An 18,221-nucleotide genomic window follows, 5' to 3' on the forward strand; every position below is an offset into this window, starting at 1 on the left:
GCGGCCGATGACACCCTTCCAGCGCGTGCCTGACGGGGTCAATCCTCACTGCGGAGCGGGTCATCGACCTCGCGCTGGCGCTCGCGTTCCGCGCTGCGCTCGGCATCCGCCTCGAACAGCTGCTGCAGGTCGAGCATCGCCTCGCGGGTGCTCTGGATCAGCTTGGTCTCGTCGTCGTAGACCAGCGCCTGCTTCTTCAGCAAATCCTCGTCGTAGCGGCGGAAGCGCTCGACCCGGTCGGCCGCCAGCTCGTGCGGCAGGCCCAGCGCCTCCAGCGTCTTGCGGGTCATCTTGAGGCTGGAGTGGAAGGTCTCGCGGATCGGCTCCTCGACGCCCATGTCCATCAGCCGGAACACGTGCTGGCGGTTGCGCGCGCGGGCGATGATCTTCAGGTGCGGGTACTGCCGCCGCACCAGCCGCGCGGTGCGCAGGTTCGCCTCCGGATCGTCGGTGGCCAGCACGAACACCTCGGCCTTGTCGGCCCGCGCCGCACGCAACAGTTCCGGCCGCGCCGGGTCGCCGAAGAACAGGTTGACGCTGCCGAAGCGGCGCGACTGGTCCACCTGGTCGGCCGAATGCTCCAGCGCCACGAACGGGATGTTCTGCGCGCGCAGCACGCGGGCGATGATCTGGCCGACCCGGCCGAAGCCGGCGATGATCACCCGCGGCGTGTCGGCCTCGATCGCGTCGAACTCGCGCGACGGCTTGTTCGGCCTCACGTTCAGCGCCTTCGCCGCCAGCACCACCAGCAGCGGGGTCAGTGCCATCGACAAGGTGATCGCCAGCACCAGCGCGTCGCGCTGGGCCACGCCGATCAGCCGCTGCTCGGCCGCCTGGCGCAGCACCACGAACGCAAACTCGCCGCCGCAGGCCAGCAGCACCACCAGGCGCAGCGTGTCGGAACGGTTGAGCCCGCCCAGCAGCCGCCCCAGCGGCCACAGCAGCACGCTCTTCAGCGCCAGCAGCGCCAGCACCAGGCCGAGCATCCAGACCGGCCGGTGCAGCAGCAGCGACAGGTCCATCGACATGCCCACGCTGATGAAGAACAGCCCCAGCAGCAGGCCCTTGAACGGTTCGATGTTCGATTCCAGCTCGTGCCGGTACTCCGAATCGGCCAGCAGCATGCCGGCCAGGAACGCGCCCAGGGTGGCCGAGACGCCGGCCATCTCCATCAGCAGCGCCACACCCATCACCACCAGCAGCGCGGTGGCGGTGAACACCTCCACCGAGTCGGCCTTCGCCACGAAACGAAACACCGGGCGCAACAGGTAGCGGCCGCCGACGATCACCGCCACGATCACCCCGATCGTGCGCAGCACCGCGAACAGGTTGAAATCCTGCGCGGTGGAGGAAGCCAGCAGCGGCACCGCGGCGATCAGCGGGATCGCTGCCAGGTCCTGGAACAGCAGGATCGAGAACACCTGGCGGCCGTAGGCGGAGCCGGCCTCCTTGCGCTCGGCCAGGATCTGCAGGCCGAACGCGGTGGACGACAGCGCCAGGCTGCCGCCCACGATCGCCGCGCCCTTGCCGCTGAGGCCGAACAGGAAATAGCCCGCCGCCGCAATCGCCACGCTGGTCGCCAGCACCTGCAGCAGGCCGGTGCCGAACACCGAGCGGCGCATCACCCACAGGCGCTGCGGCGACAGTTCCAGGCCGATCACGAACAGCATCAGCTCGACGCCGAACTCGGAGATCGTCGCCACCCCTTCGGTGTCGTGGACCAGGCCCAGCAGCTGCGGCCCGATCACCACGCCGGCGATCAGGTAGCCGAGCACCGCGCCCAGCCGGAAGCGCTTGGTCAGCGGCACCGCGATCACCGCGGCGAGCAGGAACACCACCGCGGTCTGCAGGAAATGATGGCTGTCCACGCGCTGGCGGCTCCGTTCGGGGGTGGCCGATTATTCCACGCGTTGGATGACCGCACGGCATACCCGCATCGTTTCCATGACGGGTTGCCGAAAAAGACCGGGCCCGCACGAGGCGAGCCCGGTCTGCATGCGGGGGCAGCGTGCCGCTTAGTGTTTCGGCGCGTCCTTCAAGCCACGGTTCTCCAGCATCGGCTCGATCTCGGGATCGTGGCCGCGCCAGTCCTTGTACATCTTCGCCAGTTCCTCGGTGTTGCCGCGCGAGAGCACCATCGCGCGGAAGCGGTCGCCGTTCTCGCGGGTCAGGCCGCCGTGTTCCTTGAATCCGATGAAGGCGTCGTCGGCCAGCATCTGCGTCCACAGGTAGGCGTAGTAGCCGGCGGCGTAGCCGTTGCCCCAGATGTGCTGGAAGTAGCTGGAGCGGTAGCGCGGCGGCACGTAGCTGAGGTCAATGTGATCCTTCTTCAGCGCGGTGGCCTCGAACTGGTCGGCGTCCTGCAGCGGGGCGTCGGCGCCGAGCATGTGCCAGTTCATGTCGAGCATCGCCGCGGCGACCAGCTCGGTCATCTCGTAGCCCTTGTTGAACTTGCCGGCCTTCTTCATCTTGTCGACCAGCGCCTGCGGCATCGGCGCGCCGGTCTGGTAGTGCTTCGCGTAGTGGGCGAACACCTTAGGGTCAGTGGCCCAGTGTTCGTTGAACTGCGACGGGAATTCGACGAAATCGCGCGCGGTGTTGGTGCCGGACAGGGTCGGGTACTGCTCGTCGGCGAAGATGCCGTGCAGCGCATGGCCGAACTCGTGGAACATGGTGATCACGTCGTCGAACGAGAGCAGCGCCGGCTGGCCCGCCGCCGGCTTGCTGAAGTTGGCGACGTTGTAGATCACCGGCTTGGTGCCCAGCAGTTTCGACTGGGTGACCAGGTTGTCCATCCAGGCGCCGCCGTTCTTGTTGTCGCGCTTGAAGTAGTCGGTGTAGAACAGCGCCATCGAGCTGCCGTCCTTGTCGAATACCTCGAACACGCGCATGTCCGGCTGGTACACCGGGATGTCATGGCGTTCCTTGAAGGTCAGCCCGTACAGCTGGTTGGCGGCGTAGAACACGCCGTTCTGCAGTACGTCGTCCAGCTCAAAGTACGGCTTGATCTGGTTCTCGTCGAGGTCGTACTTCGCCTTGCGCACCTGCTCGGCGTAGAAGTTCCAGTCCCACGGCTCAAGCTTGAAGTTGCCGTGCTGCTTGTCGATCAGCGCCTGGATGTCGCCCGCCTCGGTCTTTGCGCGGGCGGTGACCGCGGGCACCAGGTCCTGCATGAACTTCAACGCCGTTTCCGGCGTCTTCGCCATCTGGTCGTCCAGCTTCCACGCCGCGTAGTTCGGGAAGCCGAGCAGCTTCGCCTGCTCGGCGCGGATCTGCGCCAGCCGCTCGATGGTCTTGCGGGTGTCGTTCGCGTCGCCCTTTTCGGCGCGATTCCACGAGGCTTCGAACAGCGCCTGGCGAGTGGCGCGGTCGGCGAGGTCCTGCAGCTCCGGCTGCTGGGTGGTGTTCTGCAGCGACAGCACGTACTTGCCGTCCTGCTTGCGCTCCTTGCCGGCCTGCGCGGCGGCAGCCAGCTCGGCGTCGGACAGCCCGGCCAGCTTCGTCTTGTCGGCGATCACCGGCGCGGCGTCCCGGGTGGCGGCCAGCAGCTTGTTGGTGAATGCGGTGCTCAACGTGGACGCTTCCTTGTTGAGATCCTTCAGCTTCGCCTTGTCGGCGTCGGAAAGCTTGGCGCCGGCATGCACGAAGTTCTTGTAGACCACCTCGACCAGGCGGGCGGATTCCGGATCGAGCTTGAGCGTGTCGCGCTGGTCGTAAACCGCCTGCACGCGCTGGAACAGCTTGCCGTCGAGGTGGATCGCGTCCTCGTGCGCGGCCAGCTTCGGCGCTTCCTCTTCCTGCACCTTCTGCAGCGTGTCGTTGGTGTTGGCACCGGTGACGGCGCTGAACGCCGCCATCACCCGATGCAGCATGGCGCCGGATTTCTCCATCGCCACGTAGGTGTTCTCGAACGTGGGCGCCGCCGGGTCGCTGGCGATCTTCTCGATCTCGGCCAGCTGCTGGCGCATGCCTTCCTCGATCGCCGGCTGGTAGTCACCGTCGTGGATCCTGTCGAACGGCGGCGCCTGGAACGGCAACGTGCTGGCGCTGTAGAACGGGTTGCTGGTCATGGCGGTGGCGGTGCTGCTGGCGGCGGCGACGGAGGCGGCCGGCGCGGGTGGGTTGGCGGCTTCGTGCGGCTGCTGCGAGCAGCCAGCCAGGGCCATGGTGGTGGCGATCATGATCGTGCGCAGACGAAGCATCCGGTTTCCTCAGGTTGAGATGTACCCGCACGCGGGTACGGCAAGTCGTAGTCGCCGACTGTAGCGGCAGCGCGGGCACTTTTCCAAACCGCGCGAGGAGTCGCGTTCAGGCCGCGCGCAGGTCGCGCAGTTGCCACGCCGCGCCGATCAGCAGGTACAACCGGTGACGCACCACGCTCATCGACAGGTCGGTGATGAGGTCCACGTCGGTGCGCAGGTCGGCGACCTTCGCCTGCACCTGCGCCGCCGGGTCGGTCGCGCCGAGGCTGGCGTCGACCGCATCCGGGTCGGGTTGCGCCGCGCGCCAGCGCTGGAACAGGGCGTCGTCACGCAAGGCCTGCTGCAGCGCCGCGGCGAAGTCATCCGGGCCGGCGCCGTCGTACGCAAAGCGCGGATCGCCACCGCGCGCATGGGCCAGGTCGGCGATCGAGAGGTAGTAGTGGTTGCGGGCCATGGTGTCTCCGGGAGGCGAGCTGGGCTTCCATCCCAGCACGCGGCACGTGAAGTTCAGTCCAACGCCGCCACGGCAGCGCGCAGATAGCCAGCCGCCAGCGCCGGCGCCACGCCGTGCGGCAGCACGCCCAGGCATGGCGCCGGCAGCAGTTCGCGCAGCGTGGCCAGGTTTTCCTCCGGCGCGTCCATCGCCGGGTCGACGCGATTGCCGATCCAGCCGAGCAGGCGGCAGCCGTCGGCCACGATCGCACGCGCGCTGAGCTGGGCGTGGTTGAGGCAGCCCAGCCGCAGGCCGACCACCAGGATCACCGGCAGCTGCCACTGCCGGGCGATGTCCGAGGCGAACAGCCCCGGCGCCAGCGGCACCAGCCAGCCGCCCACGCCTTCCACCACCACGCATTGATGGCTTGTGTTCAACCGTTCGAAGGCCGCGTGCAGCGGTGCGAGAGAAATTTCCACGCCATCGTGCGCCGCCGCCAGGTGCGGCGACAGCGGATCGCGCAGCGCCACCGGGTTGATCAGCGCATACGGCAGGTTCGTGTCGCTGCTCGCCGCCTGCAGCGCCAGCGCGTCGTCGTTGCGCAGACCATCGGGCGTCTCCGCACAGCCGCTGGCGACCGGCTTCATGCCGCAGGCACCGTAGCCCGCCGCACGCAAGGCATGCAGCAGCGTGCACGCCGCATGCGTCTTGCCGATGCCGGTGTCGGTGCCGGCGATGAACAGCGCGGGCGTCATGGCTGCGCTCCGTGCCGGCCGAAACGATTCGGCACCGCGGCGCCGCGAAGGTCTTCGCGCTGTTCGGCCAGGCTCACACCGCATCTCCGTCATGATCGCTCGGCGCATAATACGGGCTTTGCTGCAGGATCCGTCGCATGTTCGAACTGAAAGCCCATACCTACGCCAGCAAGCGCGAGCACTACGCGGACCTGGTGCAACAGGCGCGCGGCATCCTCGCCGGCGAGCGCGACCTGATCGCGAACGCGGCAAATTTCAGTGCGCTGGTCTACCACAGCCTGGCGCAGGTGAACTGGGCCGGTTTCTACCTGTACGACGGCACCGAGCTGGTGGTCGGCCCGTTCCAGGGCAAGCCGGCGTGCATCCGCATCGCGCTCGGTCGCGGCGTCTGCGGCACCGCCGCGCAGACGCGGCAGACCCAGCTGGTGCGCGATGTCAACGCGTTCGCCGGGCACATCGCCTGCGACGCCGCCTCGCAGTCGGAGATCGTGGTGCCGCTGGTGAAGGCCGACGGCAGCCTGCTCGGCGTGTGGGACGTGGACAGCCCGGTCACCGACCGCTTCGACGAGGACGACCGCGCCGGCATGGAGGCGCTGTGCGCGGTATTCATGGCGTCGGTGCACGGCTGACCGCCGCGACGCGCCGCCTCAGCGCTCGCGCGGCTGCTGCAACAGGGTAGCCACCGCCTGCCGCGCCTCGTCCACGCCGGTGCCGGCGGTGGAGGAGAACACCTGCGCGGTGGCATGCAGGCCGTCGGGAAAGCTCTTGCGCATCGCCGCCAGCGCCTGCAGCGCCTGGTTGCGCGAAAGCTTGTCGGCCTTGGTCAGCAGCAGGTGGCAGGGCAGTTGGGTGGCGAAGCAGAAGTCCAGCATCATCCGGTCGAACTCCTTCAGCGGATGGCGGATGTCGGCGATCAGCACCACGCCGCGCAAGCTGCGCCGCTGGTGCAGGTAGGCGTCGATCTCCTGCTTCCAGTGCTCGCGCATCTCCAGCGGCACCTTGGCGTAGCCGTAGCCCGGCAGGTCGATCAGCCGCAGGTCGGATACCTGCTGGCCGTCGACGATGGCGGACGGTCGTGCCGGCGACACTGACACGTCCCGCGGCGGCGGCAGGCTGAACGCGACCATCTGCTGGGTGCGGCCGGGGGTCTTGGAAGTACGTGCCAGCCCCTTGTGCCCGGTCAGCGCATTCAGCGCGCTGGACTTGCCGGCATTCGAGCGTCCGGCAAACGCCACCTCGGCGCCCTGGTCGGCGGGAAGCTGGCTGATGCGGTGGGCGGCGAGCACGAATTGCGCGCCCTGCAGGGGATTCGACATGGGGATGGTTTGACCAAGGTAGGGTGGCACGGGATAATTCTGAGGTTTCTGCCTGTTGCTGGCTGCATGGCCGCAATCGCTGGCAGTGTTCGCAAGTCTCTCGGGAGTCAAGTGTATGAGTTTTCGGTCCGCTGGTTTTCGACCCACGGTTCTCGGGTCTGCCCTGGCCCTTGTGCTGGCGCTGTCCACCAGCGCCGTGATGGCACAAGACACCAAGCCGGAGACTGCCACGCCAGCCGCCGCCAGCACTGCGGCGGCACCCGCCAGTGCAGCAACGGCCGCGGCGCCCGCCACGGCCGTTGCCACCGCCGCGGTGAAGCCCGGTGACGCCACCGCCGGCCAGGCCAAGGCCGCGGTCTGCGGCGCCTGCCACGGCATGGACGGCAATTCCGCCGACGCGCAGTACCCGAAGCTGGCCGGCCAGAGCGAGCAGTACATCGTGCGCCAGCTGACCAGCTTCAAGGCCGCCAAGCGGCAGAACCCGATCATGATGGGCATGGCCTCGCCGCTGTCCGAGCAGGACATGCACGACCTCGGCGCCTACTTCGCCAGCAAGACCCCGCTGCCCGGCGTGGCCGACCAGGCGCTGGTGGAACACGGCCAGACGCTGTTCCGCCAGGGCGACGCCACGCGCGGCATCCCGGCCTGCATGGCGTGCCACAGCATCGACGGCCGCGGCAACCCGGGCGCGCTGTACCCGCAGCTGGCCAGCCAGCACGCGCAGTACGTCGAGGCCACGCTGAAGGCCTGGCATGACGGCACCACCTGGGGCGACGACGCCCATTCGCAGATCATGCCGACGATCGCCAAGCAGCTGAGCGCCGACGACATCGCCGCCCTGGCCAGCTACATCGAGGGCCTGCATAGCGCCGACAGCAAGCCGGTTGCCACGCCCTGATCGAATCCACGCCGACCGAAGGGTCGGCGCTGTCGTTTTGCGTTCCGCCTTCTTGAGGTCTGCCATGCTGAAGCGTCTGCCGTTCCTGTGTGCCGCCCTGCTCGCGCTCGCCGCCTGCAGCCATGACAGCAACAGCGGCAACGCTGCTCCGCAGGCTGCGCCAGCGGCCACCAGCAGCGCCGAAGCCGCGCCGGCCAGCACCGCGACCAGCAGCACCGCACCGGCCACGGCCGGCACTGCAGCACCCGCCGCCACCGGCACGGCCACCGCCGCAACCACCGCTGCCGCGCCCGCGCCGGCCGTGGCCGCGGCGCCGTTCGTCGACAACGGCAAGTGGGTCGAGGGCAAGAACTACTTCCTGATCGACCCGGCGCAGCCGACCAGCCACCCCGGCAAGATCGAGGTGACCGAGGTGTTCTCCTACGGTTGCCCGGCCTGCAACGGCTTCCACTCCACCGTCGACCAGATCGCCAGGAGCCTGCCGCCGAATGCGGTGATGAACTACCTGGCCGCCTCGTTCCGCCCGGACGAGAACTGGCCGATGTACCAGCGTGCGTTCTACGCGGCGCAGGCGCTGGACCTGGTCGGCAAGACCCACGACGCGATGTTCGACGCGGTGTGGAAGAGCGGCGAGCTGTCCACCTACAACCTGAAGTCCAGCGGGCTGAAGCCGCACGAGGCGTGGCCGACCATCGAGGACGCGGCGAAGTTCTACGCCAAGTACGGCGTCGACCCGAAGGAATTCGTCGGCGTCGCCAACTCGTTCACCGTCAACACCAAGATGAAACGTGCCGACGACCTGATGAAGGCCTACGGGGTGGACAGCACGCCGACCATGATCGTCAACGGCAAGTACCGCTTCACGGCGAGCTCCGCCGGTGGCTACGCGCAGTCGATCGAGCTGACCCAGTGGCTGGTGGCCAAGGAAGCCGCCGGCAAGTAGGCCGGTTCGGTTAATCTGACCCGTACGGCGGCCCCATCGCCAACCCGCGAAGAGAGACCCATGTTCAAGCGATTCGTCCCCCTGCGTGTACTCACCCTGCTCACCGGCCTGCTGCTGGCCAGCGCCTGCACCGCGCAATCCAGCACCGCGCCGTACACCGAAGGCAACGAGTACGTCACCCTGCCCGCGCCGTACCAGCGCTACAGCAGCGAGGGCAAGGTGGAGGTGGTCGAGGTGTTCTCCTACGGCTGCATCCACTGCGCGCAATTCGCGCCGACTGCCGAGAAGCTGCGCAAGCAATTGCCGGCCGGGGTGGCCTTCGAGCTGATGCCGGCACCGTTCAACGCCGAGTGGCTGCCGTACGCGCGCGCGTACTACGCGGCGAAGCAGCTTGGCGCGGTCGAGCGCACCCACCTGAAACTGTTCGAGGCCAAGTTCGCCGAGCATTACCCGATCAACTCGCTGGACGAACTGGCCGACTTCTACGCCCGCGAAGGCGTCGACCGCGCCGGGTTCATGCGCTTGGCCACCTCACCCGAGGCCACCGCGAAGATGAAGGATGACCTGGCGCTGATCCAGAAGTGGCAGGTGGACGGCACCCCGACCATCGTGGTCAACGGCAAGTACCGCGTGGCCACCGTGCACTCGTTCGACGAGATGGTTGCGGTGACGCAATGGCTGGTCAAGCGCGAGCTGGCCGGCAAGTAGGCATCGCCCACCGCGCCGGGCGATGCGGCTGGCGCGCCGTTCATATCCGGTGGATCATGCTGGGGGCAGTGCCCGGCGCCTGAGCGTGTGCGCCGGCATCCCCTTCCCGTGCAGTGTGTTGCAATGACCCGCGCCGCCACTCCCCAAGCCGCCCCCATCGAGCGCCGCCTGCGCCTGCTGAGCTGCAACATCCTGGCCGGCGCCAGCGTGCAGCGCTATCGCCAGTACGTCACCCGCAGCCTCAACGCGGTGCTGCCGGGGCGCAGCAAGATGGACAACCTCGACCGCCTGGCCGAAGTGCTGGCGCAGTTCGACGTGATCGGCCTGCAGGAGGCCGATGCCGGCAGCCTGCGCTCGGGTTTCCTCAACCAGACCCGCTACCTCGCCGAGACCGCCGGCCTGCCGTTCTGGAGCCACCAGCCGAACCGCGCGATGGCCCGGCTGGCGCACTCGGCGAACGGGCTGATCAGCCGGCTGGAACCGCACACCGTGCTGGACTACCCGCTGCCCAGCCGGATCCCCGGCCGCGGCGCGCTGCTGGCCCAGTTCGGCGAAGGCGACAACGCGCTGGCGGTGATGATCGCGCACCTGTCGCTGAGCGCACCGGCGCGCGCGCGCCAGCTCGGCTTCATCGCCGAGCTGCTGCAGGATTTCCCGCACGCCGTGCTGATGGGCGACCTCAACACCGAACCGGGCAGTGCCGAGATGCAGCAGCTGTTCGCCAAATCCACCCTGCAGCCGCCGGCGCAACCGACGCCGACCTTCCCCAGCTGGAAGCCGCGGCGCGCGCTGGACCACATCCTCACCTCGCCGTCGATCCAGCTGGAGAAGACCTGGGCGCTGCCGCAGGCGTTCTCCGACCATCTGCCGCTGGCGGCGGAGATCCGGTTGCCGGCGCACGTCGGCGGCAAGGCCTCGCCGAGGCGCGCGCGATGATCGCGGCAGCGTGGCGACGGGCCTGGCCCTGGCTGGCCCTGCTGCTGGTGGCCCTGCTGGTGACATGGCTGCGCTACGGCGTGGTCGAGTCCAGCGCGATCGGCCAACGCTGCAGTGCCGGCGGCCCCTGGTGGTGCCGCTGGCGGCAGTGGCTGGTGCTGGGCTTCCTGCACGACGTCTACGGCATCGCGGCACTGGCCGCGACCGCGCTGGCACTGTTGCGGAAACGCGCGTGGCTGGCCTGGCTGGCCGCCGCGCTCGGCATCGTCGCGCTGCAGTTGTACTGCGTCGAGAGCGGCGCGCTGGCGCTACTGGCCGGCTGCCTGTGCCTGCTGCACCGGCAGGCCGCGCGCGCGGCGCCATTCGAGCAGCACCGGCACGGCCAGCAGCAGGTTCAGTCCCAGCCATAGCCATGCCACCGCGGTGAGCCCGGCCTCCTGCACCAGCACGGCTGCCGCCAGCAGCGGCAGCCAGGGCGCGAGGAAGCGCTCCTCCAGCAGCGGCATCGCCGCCGCGTGCCGCTCGCCCAGCCAGCCGAGCAACGCGTAGCCCAGGCACGGCAGCCAGAACAGGCCCAGCGGGAAATCCCGGTAGCGGCCGTCGACCGCCAGCAGCAGTCCGTAATACGCCAGCACGAACAGCCAGCCGGCGCGCAGCCAGTGCGGCGGCGCGGCCGACGCGCTCGTGCCGGCCAGCCGCGCGGCGATCCGGCGTGCCAGCCGCAGCGCGGTGAGCAGGGCCAGTGCGCAGGCGGCAAGCGACAGCGCCCACTCCCAGCCATCGCGGCAGGCGTACAGCATCTGCCGGAACTGCCACGCCAGCGCGCAGCCGCTGGCCATGCCGGCCAGTGCCAGCGCCAGATGACCGCGCCGGCGTCGCTGCCGGCCGCCGGCCAGCATGAACAGCGCGGCGCCGGCGACGCCGGCAAGCCAGCCGGCCCACCAGCGCGGCTCCTCGGTCACCGGCCCCTGCATGGCGAACTTCGGCCGCGCCTGCGCGTCGAAGATGCCCCAGTAGCCGCCCACGGTGCCTTCCTGCGCGCGCTTCCACGGCTGGTCGAACGCCTCGATCACGTTGTACGGCATGTGCACGGTGGCGGCGTAGCGCAGGAACTCGCGCAGGTAGCGCGCCTCGTTGACCACGCTGGCGCTGGCCGCCTGGCGCGGTCGCCCGGCGCTGGGCCAGCCGGTCTCGCCGATCATCACGCGCCGGCCGGGAAACGCCTGCTGCACCTTCGCGTACACCGTCGCCACGTGCTGCACCGCGCCCTCGGGCGGTACCGGCTGGTCTTCCCAGTACGGCAGGATGTGGATGGTCAGGTAGTCCACCGAGCCGGCCAGCTCGGGGTGGCGCAGCCAGAACTCCCACACGTCGGCATAGCTCACCGGCACGTGGACCGCCGCGCGCACCTGCTGCAGGTAGCCGGCCAGTTGCGCCGACGACAGCTCGCCACGCAGCAGCACCTCGTTGCCCACGATCACCCCGCGCAGCACCTGCGGGTACTTGTTCGCAGCGGCGATGCCCAGCGCGACCTGCTGCGCGTTCGCCTTCGCGTCGCCGCTCAGCCAGATCCCCAGCAGCACCTTCATGCCGTAGCGTTCGGCGATCGCCGGCACCGCGCCGAGGCCCTGCCCCTGCGAGTAGGTGCGCACGCAGTCGAAGCGCTGCGACAAGGCACGCAGGTCGGCGTCGATGCGTTCGGGACTGATGAAAGCGTTCGGGTCCAGCGGCGTCTCGCCGGCCTGGCGGAACGGCGCGTACGAGACGCAGGCGATCCGCGCCGACGGCGCATCCGGCAGCGCCACCGGCCGGCCGATCGCCCACCACCAGTACACCCCGGCCAGCGTCGCCAGCAACAATGCCAGCCACGCCGGCCAGGTGCGACGAAAGACGGGCGAAGCTGCTGCTGACATGCCGATTCCGTGGATGCGGGAAGCCAAACGTCGCAGCTTACCAGCGCCGGCCAGCGCCACGCGCACTCACCGAATCGCGACAAGCGGTTCAGGCGCATCGACTACACTGCCCGCGATCCACCGCAGGAGTCCCCATGTCCGTTTTCCTCTTGCCACGGCGCATCCTGCTCGCCTGGCTGCTGCTCGCCGGCTGGCTGCTGACGAGCGCAGGGGCGCATGCCGCCGAACCCGCCGACGCCCGGCGCGCGGCCTTCAAACAGGCCTACGCCGCCGCCCAGCAAGGGGGTAACGACTGGCAACCGCTGGCCACCAGCCTGCACGATTACCCGCTGTATCCGTACCTGCCCGCGGCAGCGCTGCAACACGACATCCAGCAGATCGACCGCGCCAGCGTGGAGTCGTACCTCGCGCAGTACCCGGACTGGATCCCCGCTGCCGACCTGCGCCGCGCGTTCCTGCGGGAACTGGCGCGGCGGCAGGACTGGAGCACGTTCCTCGCGCTGTACCAGCCCGGCCTCGGCGACACGCTGGCCTGCGACGCGCTGCAGGCGCGCCTGGCCGGTGGCGGCACGCTGGATTTCGAGCGCGACCTGGCCACGCTGTGGGCCAGGCCGAGCCTGCCCGATGCCTGCGACCCGGTGCTCGCCGCCGCCCACGACCAGGGCCTGCTGACCGACGCGCGCTTGTGGACGCGGATCGACCGCGCCGCCGACGCCGGCCAGGCCGGCACCATCGCCAACCTGGCCAGCTGGCTCACCGAACCCGGCCGCGCCAGCGCACTGCAACTGGCGCAGGCACTGCGCGATCCGGCCGCCGCGCTGAACGCCGCGCGCAGCTGGCCCGACCAGCCGCGCCAGCGCCAGGCGGCCACGCTGGCGCTGGTCCGCCAGGCCCGGCGCGACACCGACGCCGCCGACACCGCCTGGCAGCAACTGCGGCCCCGCTTCCGCTTCAGCGAGTCGCAGCGCAACCAGGTCATGCAGACCCTGGCGCTGTACCACGCCACCGATTTCGATGACGGCGCACTGGCCCGCTTGATTGCCCTGCCCGCCACCGCGCAGACCGACGGCACCCGCGAATGGCGGGTGCGCGTGGCGCTGGCGCGGCAGGACTGGAGCGCGGTGCTGGCCGGCCTCGACGCGATGCCCGCCAGCCAGCAGCAGGACGGCGAGTGGCAGTACTTCCGCGCCCGCGCGCTGGCCGCGCTCGGCCGCGGCGACGAGGCGCGCCGGCTGCTCGACGCCCAGGCCGACCAGCCCACCTTCTTCGGCTTCCTGTCCGCCGACCGGCTCGACCAGCCGTACGCGATCTGCCCGCTGACCCTGGCCGACGACCCGCAACGCGAACAGGCGCTGCTGGCCAACCCCGGCCTGCTGCGCGCGTTCGAGCTGTACGCGGTGGACCTGCCGAAACTGGCCCGGCGCGAATGGGCGCGCGCCTTGCAGGATGCCGACCCGGCCACCCAGCGGATGGCCGCCGACCTGGCCAACCGCCGCGGCTGGTACGACCGCGCCGTGTTCACCCTGAGCAGCGGCGATGCACTGCGGCTGTACGACCTGCGCTTCCCGCTGGCCAGCCAGGACGGCCTGGTGCCGCAGGCCGCCCAGGCCGGGATCGAGCCGGCCTGGGCCTACGGCATCCTGCGCGCGGAAAGCGCCTGGATGAGCGACGCACAATCCGGCGCCGACGCGCGCGGCCTGATGCAGCTGCTGCCGGCCACCGCCGCGCTGGTGGCGAAGCGCAACGGCCTCGACTGGGGCGGCGGCGACACGCTGTACGACCCGGCCACCAACATCGCGCTGGGCACGCGCTACCTGGCGCAGATGGCCGCGCGCTTCAACGGTTCGCCGTGGCTGGCCAGCGCCGCCTACAACGCCGGGCCGAACAAGGTCGAGCAATGGCTGGCCGCGCGCGGCACGCTGGCGCCGGACCTGTTCGTCGCCACCATCCCGTACAAGGAAACCCGCGAGTACGTGGCACGGGTGATGGCATTCAGCGTGATCTACGATTGGCGCCTGAGCGGTGACACGGTGGTGCCGCTGGCCACCCGTATGGGTCCGATCGGCCAGCCGTATGCCCTGCCGACCGCCGCGACGACGCGCCGGGCGGTCGCCTGTCCCGCCGAGGCGGCGCCGGCACCGGCCGTCGCCGGCAGCGTCTCACCCTGACGACTCACCAAGGACCGCCCGCATGGCCGCACAGCAACTCGTCATCCTCGGCGGCACCGGTTTCGTCGGCAGCCGCCTGGTGCCGCGGCTGGCCGCCGACGGCCACCGCATCGTGCTGCTCAGCCGCAACCGCGAGCAGCACCGCGAACTCGGCGTGCTGCCCACGGTCAGCGTGCGCAGTGCCGACATCCACGACGACGACGTGTTGCGCCGGCAGCTGGTCGGCGCCGACGCGGTGATCAACCTGGTCGGCATCCTCAACCCGCGCGGCCGCGACGGCTTCCAGCGGGTGCACGTCGAACTCACCCGCCGGCTGATCGCCGCCTGCCACGCCAGCGGCGTGGGCCGCCTGCACCAGATGAGCTCGCTGAAGGCTGGCCAGGGCCTGTCGCAGTACCTGAAGACCCGCGGCGAGGCCGAGGTACTGGTCAAGGCCTCCGCGCTGGACTGGACGATCTACCAGCCCAGCGTGATCTTTGGCCCCGGCGACGGCCTGGTCAGCCGCTTCGCTAAATTGCTGCGGCAGCTGCCGGCGCTGCCGCTGGCGCGCGCGCCGGCGCGGATGGCGCCCACCTTCGTCGGCGACGTGGCCGAGGCGATCGCCCGCTGCGTCGGCGACGCGAAGCTCGGCGTGCAACGCAGCTTCGAGCTGTATGGCCCCGAGGTGCTCACGCTGGGCGAGATCGTGCGCGCGATCCGCGCTGCCGCCGGCCTGCACACGCCGGTCATCGCCCTGCCCGACAGCCTCGGCCGGCTGCAGGCGCAGTTCGCCGAGCTGCTGCCCGGCAAGCCGTTCTCGCTGGACAACTTCCGCTCGCTGCGCACCGACTCGGTTGGCAAGCTGGACGGCTACGCCGCGCTGGGCATCGTGCCGCAACCATTCACGCCGTGGCTGCCGGTACTGCTCGGCGAGCCGCCGCGGCTACGCCGGCTGGCTGCGGCGCGTTCCTTGCGGCGCTGAGGCAAGGCGCGCGGCTCAGCGCGTGCCCAGCAACAACCGCAGACGATCCAGCTCGGCGCCGTAGCGCGCGGCCAGCGCCGGCTCACGCAGCCAGCGCTGGCGCTGCAATGCCGTACGCACCGGCGTCGACTCGTGCTGGAAGCCCAGGCAGGCCGGGTCATATTCAAGCCCGCAGAACGCCAGCAGCCGGCGCACTCCGGCCTCGGGCTCGGCCAGCAACGCCTCGTAGTCGTGCTGAAGGAAACGCCCGGGAAACAGCCGCTGCCAGTGCCGGCCGAGCCGCTCGTGATCGCGCCAGTAGCTGGCGATGTCGTCCAGGTCGTAACTGAAGTCGTGGCCGCTGGCGAACAGCTGGCGGTAGCAGGCGAAACAGGTTTCCAGCGCGTCGCGGCGGCAGTGCACCACCCGCGCGCCCGGCAGCATCGCCAGCGCCACGCCGATCACGCGCCCGTTCAGCCGGTTCGCGTCGATGAAGCGCGGCCGGTCGCGGTGCCCATGCCCGATGCGCGCCAGGTAATCCCGGCCCAGCCGTGCCCAGTCCGCGGGCGTGGCCGCGCCGACCCACTGCAGCAGTGGCTGCCCGCGCCGGGCCGACTCCTCGCTGATCACCCGCTGCAACTCGGGCGACTCGTCGACGCCGCCCACGTCCGGGTGCGCAGCCAGGATCTGCCCGGCCAGCCCGGCACCGGCGTGCGGCAGCGCCATCAGCAAGATCACCTGCTCGCCCAGCGTGGCATCCGCCGCCCCGGCCAGCGGTTCGGCGAGCGCCGCGAGCATGGCGTCGATGCGCGCGCGCATGCCCGCCGCGTTCCAGTTCAGCTGCCGGTGCTGCCATGCATTGGCCTTGCGCAGCATGCGGAAGGCCGCGCGGTAATCGCCCTGGTCCTCCAGCGCGCGGGCCAGCGCGAAGCCGAGCTGGATGCGCGCGTGCGGCGTCGGCTGCGGCGCCTGCAAGGCTTGCTGCAAACGGGCCACGTCATCCTTGCCGAAATGCTCGGCGTCCAGCGCGGAGAGGCCGCTCCAGGCTTCCGGGTGGCCCGGTTCGCGCTGCAGCACCTCGCGATAGTTCGCGGCCGCCTGGGCGCTGGCACCGAGGCTGGCCTGCGCCGAGGCCAGCAGCAGCCGCGCCGCCAGATGCTCCGGATCGACATCCAGTGCGCGGTGCAGCGCGGTGATCGCCCCGGCCGGGCGGCCCTGCAGCTGGAACATGCGGCCCAGGTTGAACCATGCCGGGGCGAAGTCGGGCGCGAGCTCGCAGGCCCGCTGCAGCGTCGACAAGGCCGCCTCGTTCTCGCCCCTGGCCTGCAGCGAAATGCCCAGGCTGATGTGCAGCAGGGCGTCGCGCGGAGCCTTCGCCAGCGCCTCGCGCAGGATCGCCACCGCCTGTGCATGGTCGCCGCGCAGCTGCTGCAGCTGGCCCGACAGGCGCAGCGCCTCGATGCTGTCCGGCGCCAGCGCCCGCACCGCGGCCAGCGCCGTCTCGGCGCGGGCCAGCTCGTCCGCGGCCATCGCGTCACTGACCTCGTCGAGCAGCCGCACCGCCTCCGGCGACAAACCCGCAGCACGATCCCGCAACAGCGGATGCGCCTGCTTTGCCATCATCGTCGAAGGCCCCCTGTCTGCCATCGGTTTCGATGGCCAGCTTACGTGAGCGGGACGGCGGCATAAAGCGCCACCGGGCGACACCACTCCCTCCCGGCCCGGCCACGCATGGCAGAATCCCTCCATGCATACCTACCTGGTCGGCGGCGCGGTCCGCGACAAATTGTTGAGCCGCCCGGTGGTCGACCGTGACCACGTGGTGGTCGGCGCGTTGCCGGAGGAGCTGCTGGCGCTGGGCTACCGGCCGGTGGGCAAGGACTTCCCGGTGTTCCTGCATCCGGCAACCGGCGAGGAGTACGCGCTGGCGCGCACCGAGCGCAAGAGCGGGCGCGGCTACCACGGCTTCGTTTTCCAGGCCGACCCGACGATCACGCTGGAACAGGACCTGGCCCGCCGCGACCTGACCATCAACGCGATAGCCGAGGACGAACACGGCACGCTGACCGACCCGTTCGGCGGCGTGCGCGACATCGAGGCGCGCGTGCTGCGCCACGTCTCGCCGGCGTTTGCCGAGGACCCGGTGCGGGTGCTGCGGGTGGCGCGCTTCGCCGCGCGTTTCGCGCCGCTGGGTTTCAGCGTGGCCGCGGAAACCATGGCGCTGATGCGGCAGATGGTGACTGACGGCGAGGTCGACCACCTGGTGCCGGAACGCGTGTGGGCGGAAACGCGCAAGGCGCTGGGCGAGCCGCAGCCGTCCATGTTCCTGCGCGTGCTGCGCGAGGCCGGCGCGCTGGCGGTGCTGTTTCCCGAAGTCGACGCGCTGTACGGCGTGCCGCAGCGCGCGGAGTTCCACCCGGAGATCGACACCGGCGTGCACGTGGAGCTGGTACTGGACGCGGCGGCGCAACTCGCGCCGGGCAACGACGTGGTCGGCTTCTGCGCGCTGACCCACGACCTCGGCAAGGCGCTGACCCCGTCCGATGAATTGCCGCGCCACATCGGCCACGAGCATCGCGGCGTGGCGCCGCTGCGCGCGCTGGCCGCACGGCTGAAGGTGCCGACCGAACACGCCACACTGGCCGAGCTGGTCTGCCGCGAGCACTTGAACGTGCATCGTGCGTTCGAGCTGAAGCCGGCTACGGTACTGAAGCTGCTGGGCGCGCTGGATGCGCTGCGCCGGCCGGCACGGCTGGAGCTTTTCCTCGCGGCCTGCGAGGCGGACCAGCGCGGCCGGCTGGGCCACGAGCACGACGCCTACCCGCAGGCGGATTACCTGCGCGCGGCCCGTGCTGCGGCCGCGGCGGTGGAGTCCGCCGACTTCGTCGCCCGCGGCCTGGCCGGCCCGGCGATCGGCCAGGCGATGGAGGCAGCGCGAACCCACGCCATCGCCGTGCTGAAAACCCGGCGCTTGTGAAGAAACCCACTTCCTGTGGTTTTCTTCGAGGT

At 70.3% G+C, this 18,221-nt stretch carries 16 protein-coding genes; 9 read left to right on the forward strand and 7 right to left on the reverse strand.

The window, feature by feature from the left end:
• Positions 1-38: 38 nt before the first annotated feature.
• The 4 genes from QQA13_RS14705 to bioD all read right to left on the reverse strand — a co-directional run bounded on the left by QQA13_RS14705 (position 39) and on the right by bioD (position 5,390).
• Positions 39-1,868 (reverse strand): monovalent cation:proton antiporter-2 (CPA2) family protein, encoded by a 1,830-nt coding sequence (locus QQA13_RS14705; RefSeq protein WP_108471756.1) that lies wholly within the window; start codon positions 1,866-1,868, stop codon positions 39-41.
• 147 nt (positions 1,869-2,015) lie between these two features.
• Positions 2,016-4,202, reverse strand: a complete 2,187-nt coding sequence (gene dcp / locus QQA13_RS14710) for a peptidyl-dipeptidase Dcp (protein ID WP_108471757.1) — start codon at positions 4,200-4,202, stop codon at positions 2,016-2,018.
• Positions 4,203-4,308: 106 nt separating this feature from the next.
• Positions 4,309-4,656 (reverse strand): hypothetical protein, encoded by a 348-nt coding sequence (locus QQA13_RS14715; protein WP_108471758.1) that lies wholly within the window; start codon positions 4,654-4,656, stop codon positions 4,309-4,311.
• 53 nt (positions 4,657-4,709) lie between these two features.
• Positions 4,710-5,390, reverse strand: a complete 681-nt coding sequence (gene bioD, locus QQA13_RS14720; RefSeq protein WP_108471759.1) for a dethiobiotin synthase — start codon at positions 5,388-5,390, stop codon at positions 4,710-4,712.
• A gap of 137 nt (positions 5,391-5,527) precedes the next feature.
• On the opposite strand from bioD, the gene QQA13_RS14725 reads away from it, so the two are divergent.
• Positions 5,528-6,019: a GAF domain-containing protein gene (locus QQA13_RS14725; protein ID WP_108471760.1), complete on the forward strand. Its 492-nt coding sequence runs from the start codon at positions 5,528-5,530 to the stop codon at positions 6,017-6,019.
• Positions 6,020-6,037: 18 nt separating this feature from the next.
• Here the strand turns inward: QQA13_RS14725 and yihA are convergent, their stop codons facing one another.
• On the reverse strand, positions 6,038-6,706 hold the full coding sequence (gene yihA, locus QQA13_RS14730) for a ribosome biogenesis GTP-binding protein YihA/YsxC (RefSeq protein ID WP_108471761.1): 669 nt from the start codon (positions 6,704-6,706) through the stop codon (positions 6,038-6,040).
• Between the two features lie 115 nt (positions 6,707-6,821).
• Between yihA and QQA13_RS14735 the strand changes: the two genes are divergently transcribed.
• From QQA13_RS14735 to QQA13_RS14755, 5 genes are all read left to right on the forward strand, one after another.
• Positions 6,822-7,604: a c-type cytochrome gene (locus QQA13_RS14735; RefSeq protein WP_108471762.1), complete on the forward strand. Its 783-nt coding sequence runs from the start codon at positions 6,822-6,824 to the stop codon at positions 7,602-7,604.
• Between the two features lie 64 nt (positions 7,605-7,668).
• Positions 7,669-8,547, forward strand: a complete 879-nt coding sequence (locus tag QQA13_RS14740; RefSeq protein WP_108471763.1) for a thiol:disulfide interchange protein DsbA/DsbL — start codon at positions 7,669-7,671, stop codon at positions 8,545-8,547.
• 60 nt (positions 8,548-8,607) lie between these two features.
• The gene (locus QQA13_RS14745) at positions 8,608-9,255 is read left to right on the forward strand and encodes a thiol:disulfide interchange protein DsbA/DsbL (RefSeq protein ID WP_108471764.1); all 648 of its coding nucleotides are present in this window, start codon (positions 8,608-8,610) and stop codon (positions 9,253-9,255) included.
• Between the two features lie 123 nt (positions 9,256-9,378).
• Positions 9,379-10,191 carry an endonuclease/exonuclease/phosphatase family protein gene (locus QQA13_RS14750; protein ID WP_108471765.1) on the forward strand — a complete coding sequence of 271 codons (813 nt, stop codon included), beginning with the start codon at positions 9,379-9,381 and terminating at the stop codon, positions 10,189-10,191.
• Entirely contained in the window at positions 10,188-10,601 is a 414-nt protein-coding gene (locus QQA13_RS14755) for a hypothetical protein (protein WP_108471766.1), read from the forward strand. The genes QQA13_RS14750 and QQA13_RS14755 overlap by 4 nt, the downstream gene beginning before the upstream one ends.
• Here the strand turns inward: QQA13_RS14755 and QQA13_RS14760 are convergent.
• Positions 10,500-12,104 carry a glycoside hydrolase family 17 gene (locus QQA13_RS14760; protein ID WP_108471767.1) on the reverse strand — a complete coding sequence of 535 codons (1,605 nt, stop codon included), beginning with the start codon at positions 12,102-12,104 and terminating at the stop codon, positions 10,500-10,502. The genes QQA13_RS14755 and QQA13_RS14760 overlap by 102 nt on opposite strands.
• 134 nt (positions 12,105-12,238) lie before the next feature.
• Between QQA13_RS14760 and QQA13_RS14765 the strand changes: the two genes are divergently transcribed.
• Both QQA13_RS14765 and QQA13_RS14770 read left to right on the forward strand, forming a co-directional pair.
• Positions 12,239-14,272 (forward strand): transglycosylase SLT domain-containing protein, encoded by a 2,034-nt coding sequence (locus QQA13_RS14765; protein ID WP_108471768.1) that lies wholly within the window; start codon positions 12,239-12,241, stop codon positions 14,270-14,272.
• A 22-nt stretch (positions 14,273-14,294) separates the two neighbouring features.
• Positions 14,295-15,233 (forward strand): complex I NDUFA9 subunit family protein, encoded by a 939-nt coding sequence (locus QQA13_RS14770; protein WP_108471769.1) that lies wholly within the window; start codon positions 14,295-14,297, stop codon positions 15,231-15,233.
• Positions 15,234-15,248: 15 nt separating this feature from the next.
• Here the strand turns inward: QQA13_RS14770 and QQA13_RS14775 are convergent, their stop codons facing one another.
• Positions 15,249-16,835: a tetratricopeptide repeat-containing sulfotransferase family protein gene (locus QQA13_RS14775; protein ID WP_108471770.1), complete on the reverse strand. Its 1,587-nt coding sequence runs from the start codon at positions 16,833-16,835 to the stop codon at positions 15,249-15,251.
• Positions 16,836-16,959: 124 nt separating this feature from the next.
• On the opposite strand from QQA13_RS14775, the gene QQA13_RS14780 reads away from it, so the two are divergent.
• On the forward strand, positions 16,960-18,189 hold the full coding sequence (locus tag QQA13_RS14780) for a multifunctional CCA addition/repair protein (protein ID WP_108471771.1): 1,230 nt from the start codon (positions 16,960-16,962) through the stop codon (positions 18,187-18,189).
• Positions 18,190-18,221 lie beyond the last annotated feature (32 nt).

It is taken from the genome of Rhodanobacter thiooxydans, from assembly GCF_030291135.1.
Lineage (GTDB): Bacteria > Pseudomonadota > Gammaproteobacteria > Xanthomonadales > Rhodanobacteraceae > Rhodanobacter > Rhodanobacter thiooxydans_A.

What these genes read in the sequence shown, in the direction of transcription:
- dcp (WP_108471757.1), bottom strand. Translation starts at nt 4,202, where the DNA reads ATGCTTCGTCTGCGCACGATCATGATCGCCACCACCATGGCCCTGGCT.
- QQA13_RS14715 (WP_108471758.1), bottom strand. Translation starts at nt 4,656, where the DNA reads ATGGCCCGCAACCACTACTACCTCTCGATCGCCGACCTGGCCCATGCG.
- bioD (WP_108471759.1), bottom strand. Translation starts at nt 5,390, where the DNA reads ATGACGCCCGCGCTGTTCATCGCCGGCACCGACACCGGCATCGGCAAG.
- QQA13_RS14725 (WP_108471760.1), top strand. Translation starts at nt 5,528, where the DNA reads ATGTTCGAACTGAAAGCCCATACCTACGCCAGCAAGCGCGAGCACTAC.
- yihA (WP_108471761.1), bottom strand. Translation starts at nt 6,706, where the DNA reads ATGTCGAATCCCCTGCAGGGCGCGCAATTCGTGCTCGCCGCCCACCGC.
- QQA13_RS14735 (WP_108471762.1), top strand. Translation starts at nt 6,822, where the DNA reads ATGAGTTTTCGGTCCGCTGGTTTTCGACCCACGGTTCTCGGGTCTGCC.
- QQA13_RS14740 (WP_108471763.1), top strand. Translation starts at nt 7,669, where the DNA reads ATGCTGAAGCGTCTGCCGTTCCTGTGTGCCGCCCTGCTCGCGCTCGCC.
- QQA13_RS14745 (WP_108471764.1), top strand. Translation starts at nt 8,608, where the DNA reads ATGTTCAAGCGATTCGTCCCCCTGCGTGTACTCACCCTGCTCACCGGC.
- QQA13_RS14750 (WP_108471765.1), top strand. Translation starts at nt 9,379, where the DNA reads ATGACCCGCGCCGCCACTCCCCAAGCCGCCCCCATCGAGCGCCGCCTG.
- QQA13_RS14755 (WP_108471766.1), top strand. Translation starts at nt 10,188, where the DNA reads ATGATCGCGGCAGCGTGGCGACGGGCCTGGCCCTGGCTGGCCCTGCTG.
- QQA13_RS14760 (WP_108471767.1), bottom strand. Translation starts at nt 12,104, where the DNA reads ATGTCAGCAGCAGCTTCGCCCGTCTTTCGTCGCACCTGGCCGGCGTGG.
- QQA13_RS14765 (WP_108471768.1), top strand. Translation starts at nt 12,239, where the DNA reads ATGTCCGTTTTCCTCTTGCCACGGCGCATCCTGCTCGCCTGGCTGCTG.
- QQA13_RS14770 (WP_108471769.1), top strand. Translation starts at nt 14,295, where the DNA reads ATGGCCGCACAGCAACTCGTCATCCTCGGCGGCACCGGTTTCGTCGGC.
- QQA13_RS14775 (WP_108471770.1), bottom strand. Translation starts at nt 16,835, where the DNA reads ATGATGGCAAAGCAGGCGCATCCGCTGTTGCGGGATCGTGCTGCGGGT.
- QQA13_RS14780 (WP_108471771.1), top strand. Translation starts at nt 16,960, where the DNA reads ATGCATACCTACCTGGTCGGCGGCGCGGTCCGCGACAAATTGTTGAGC.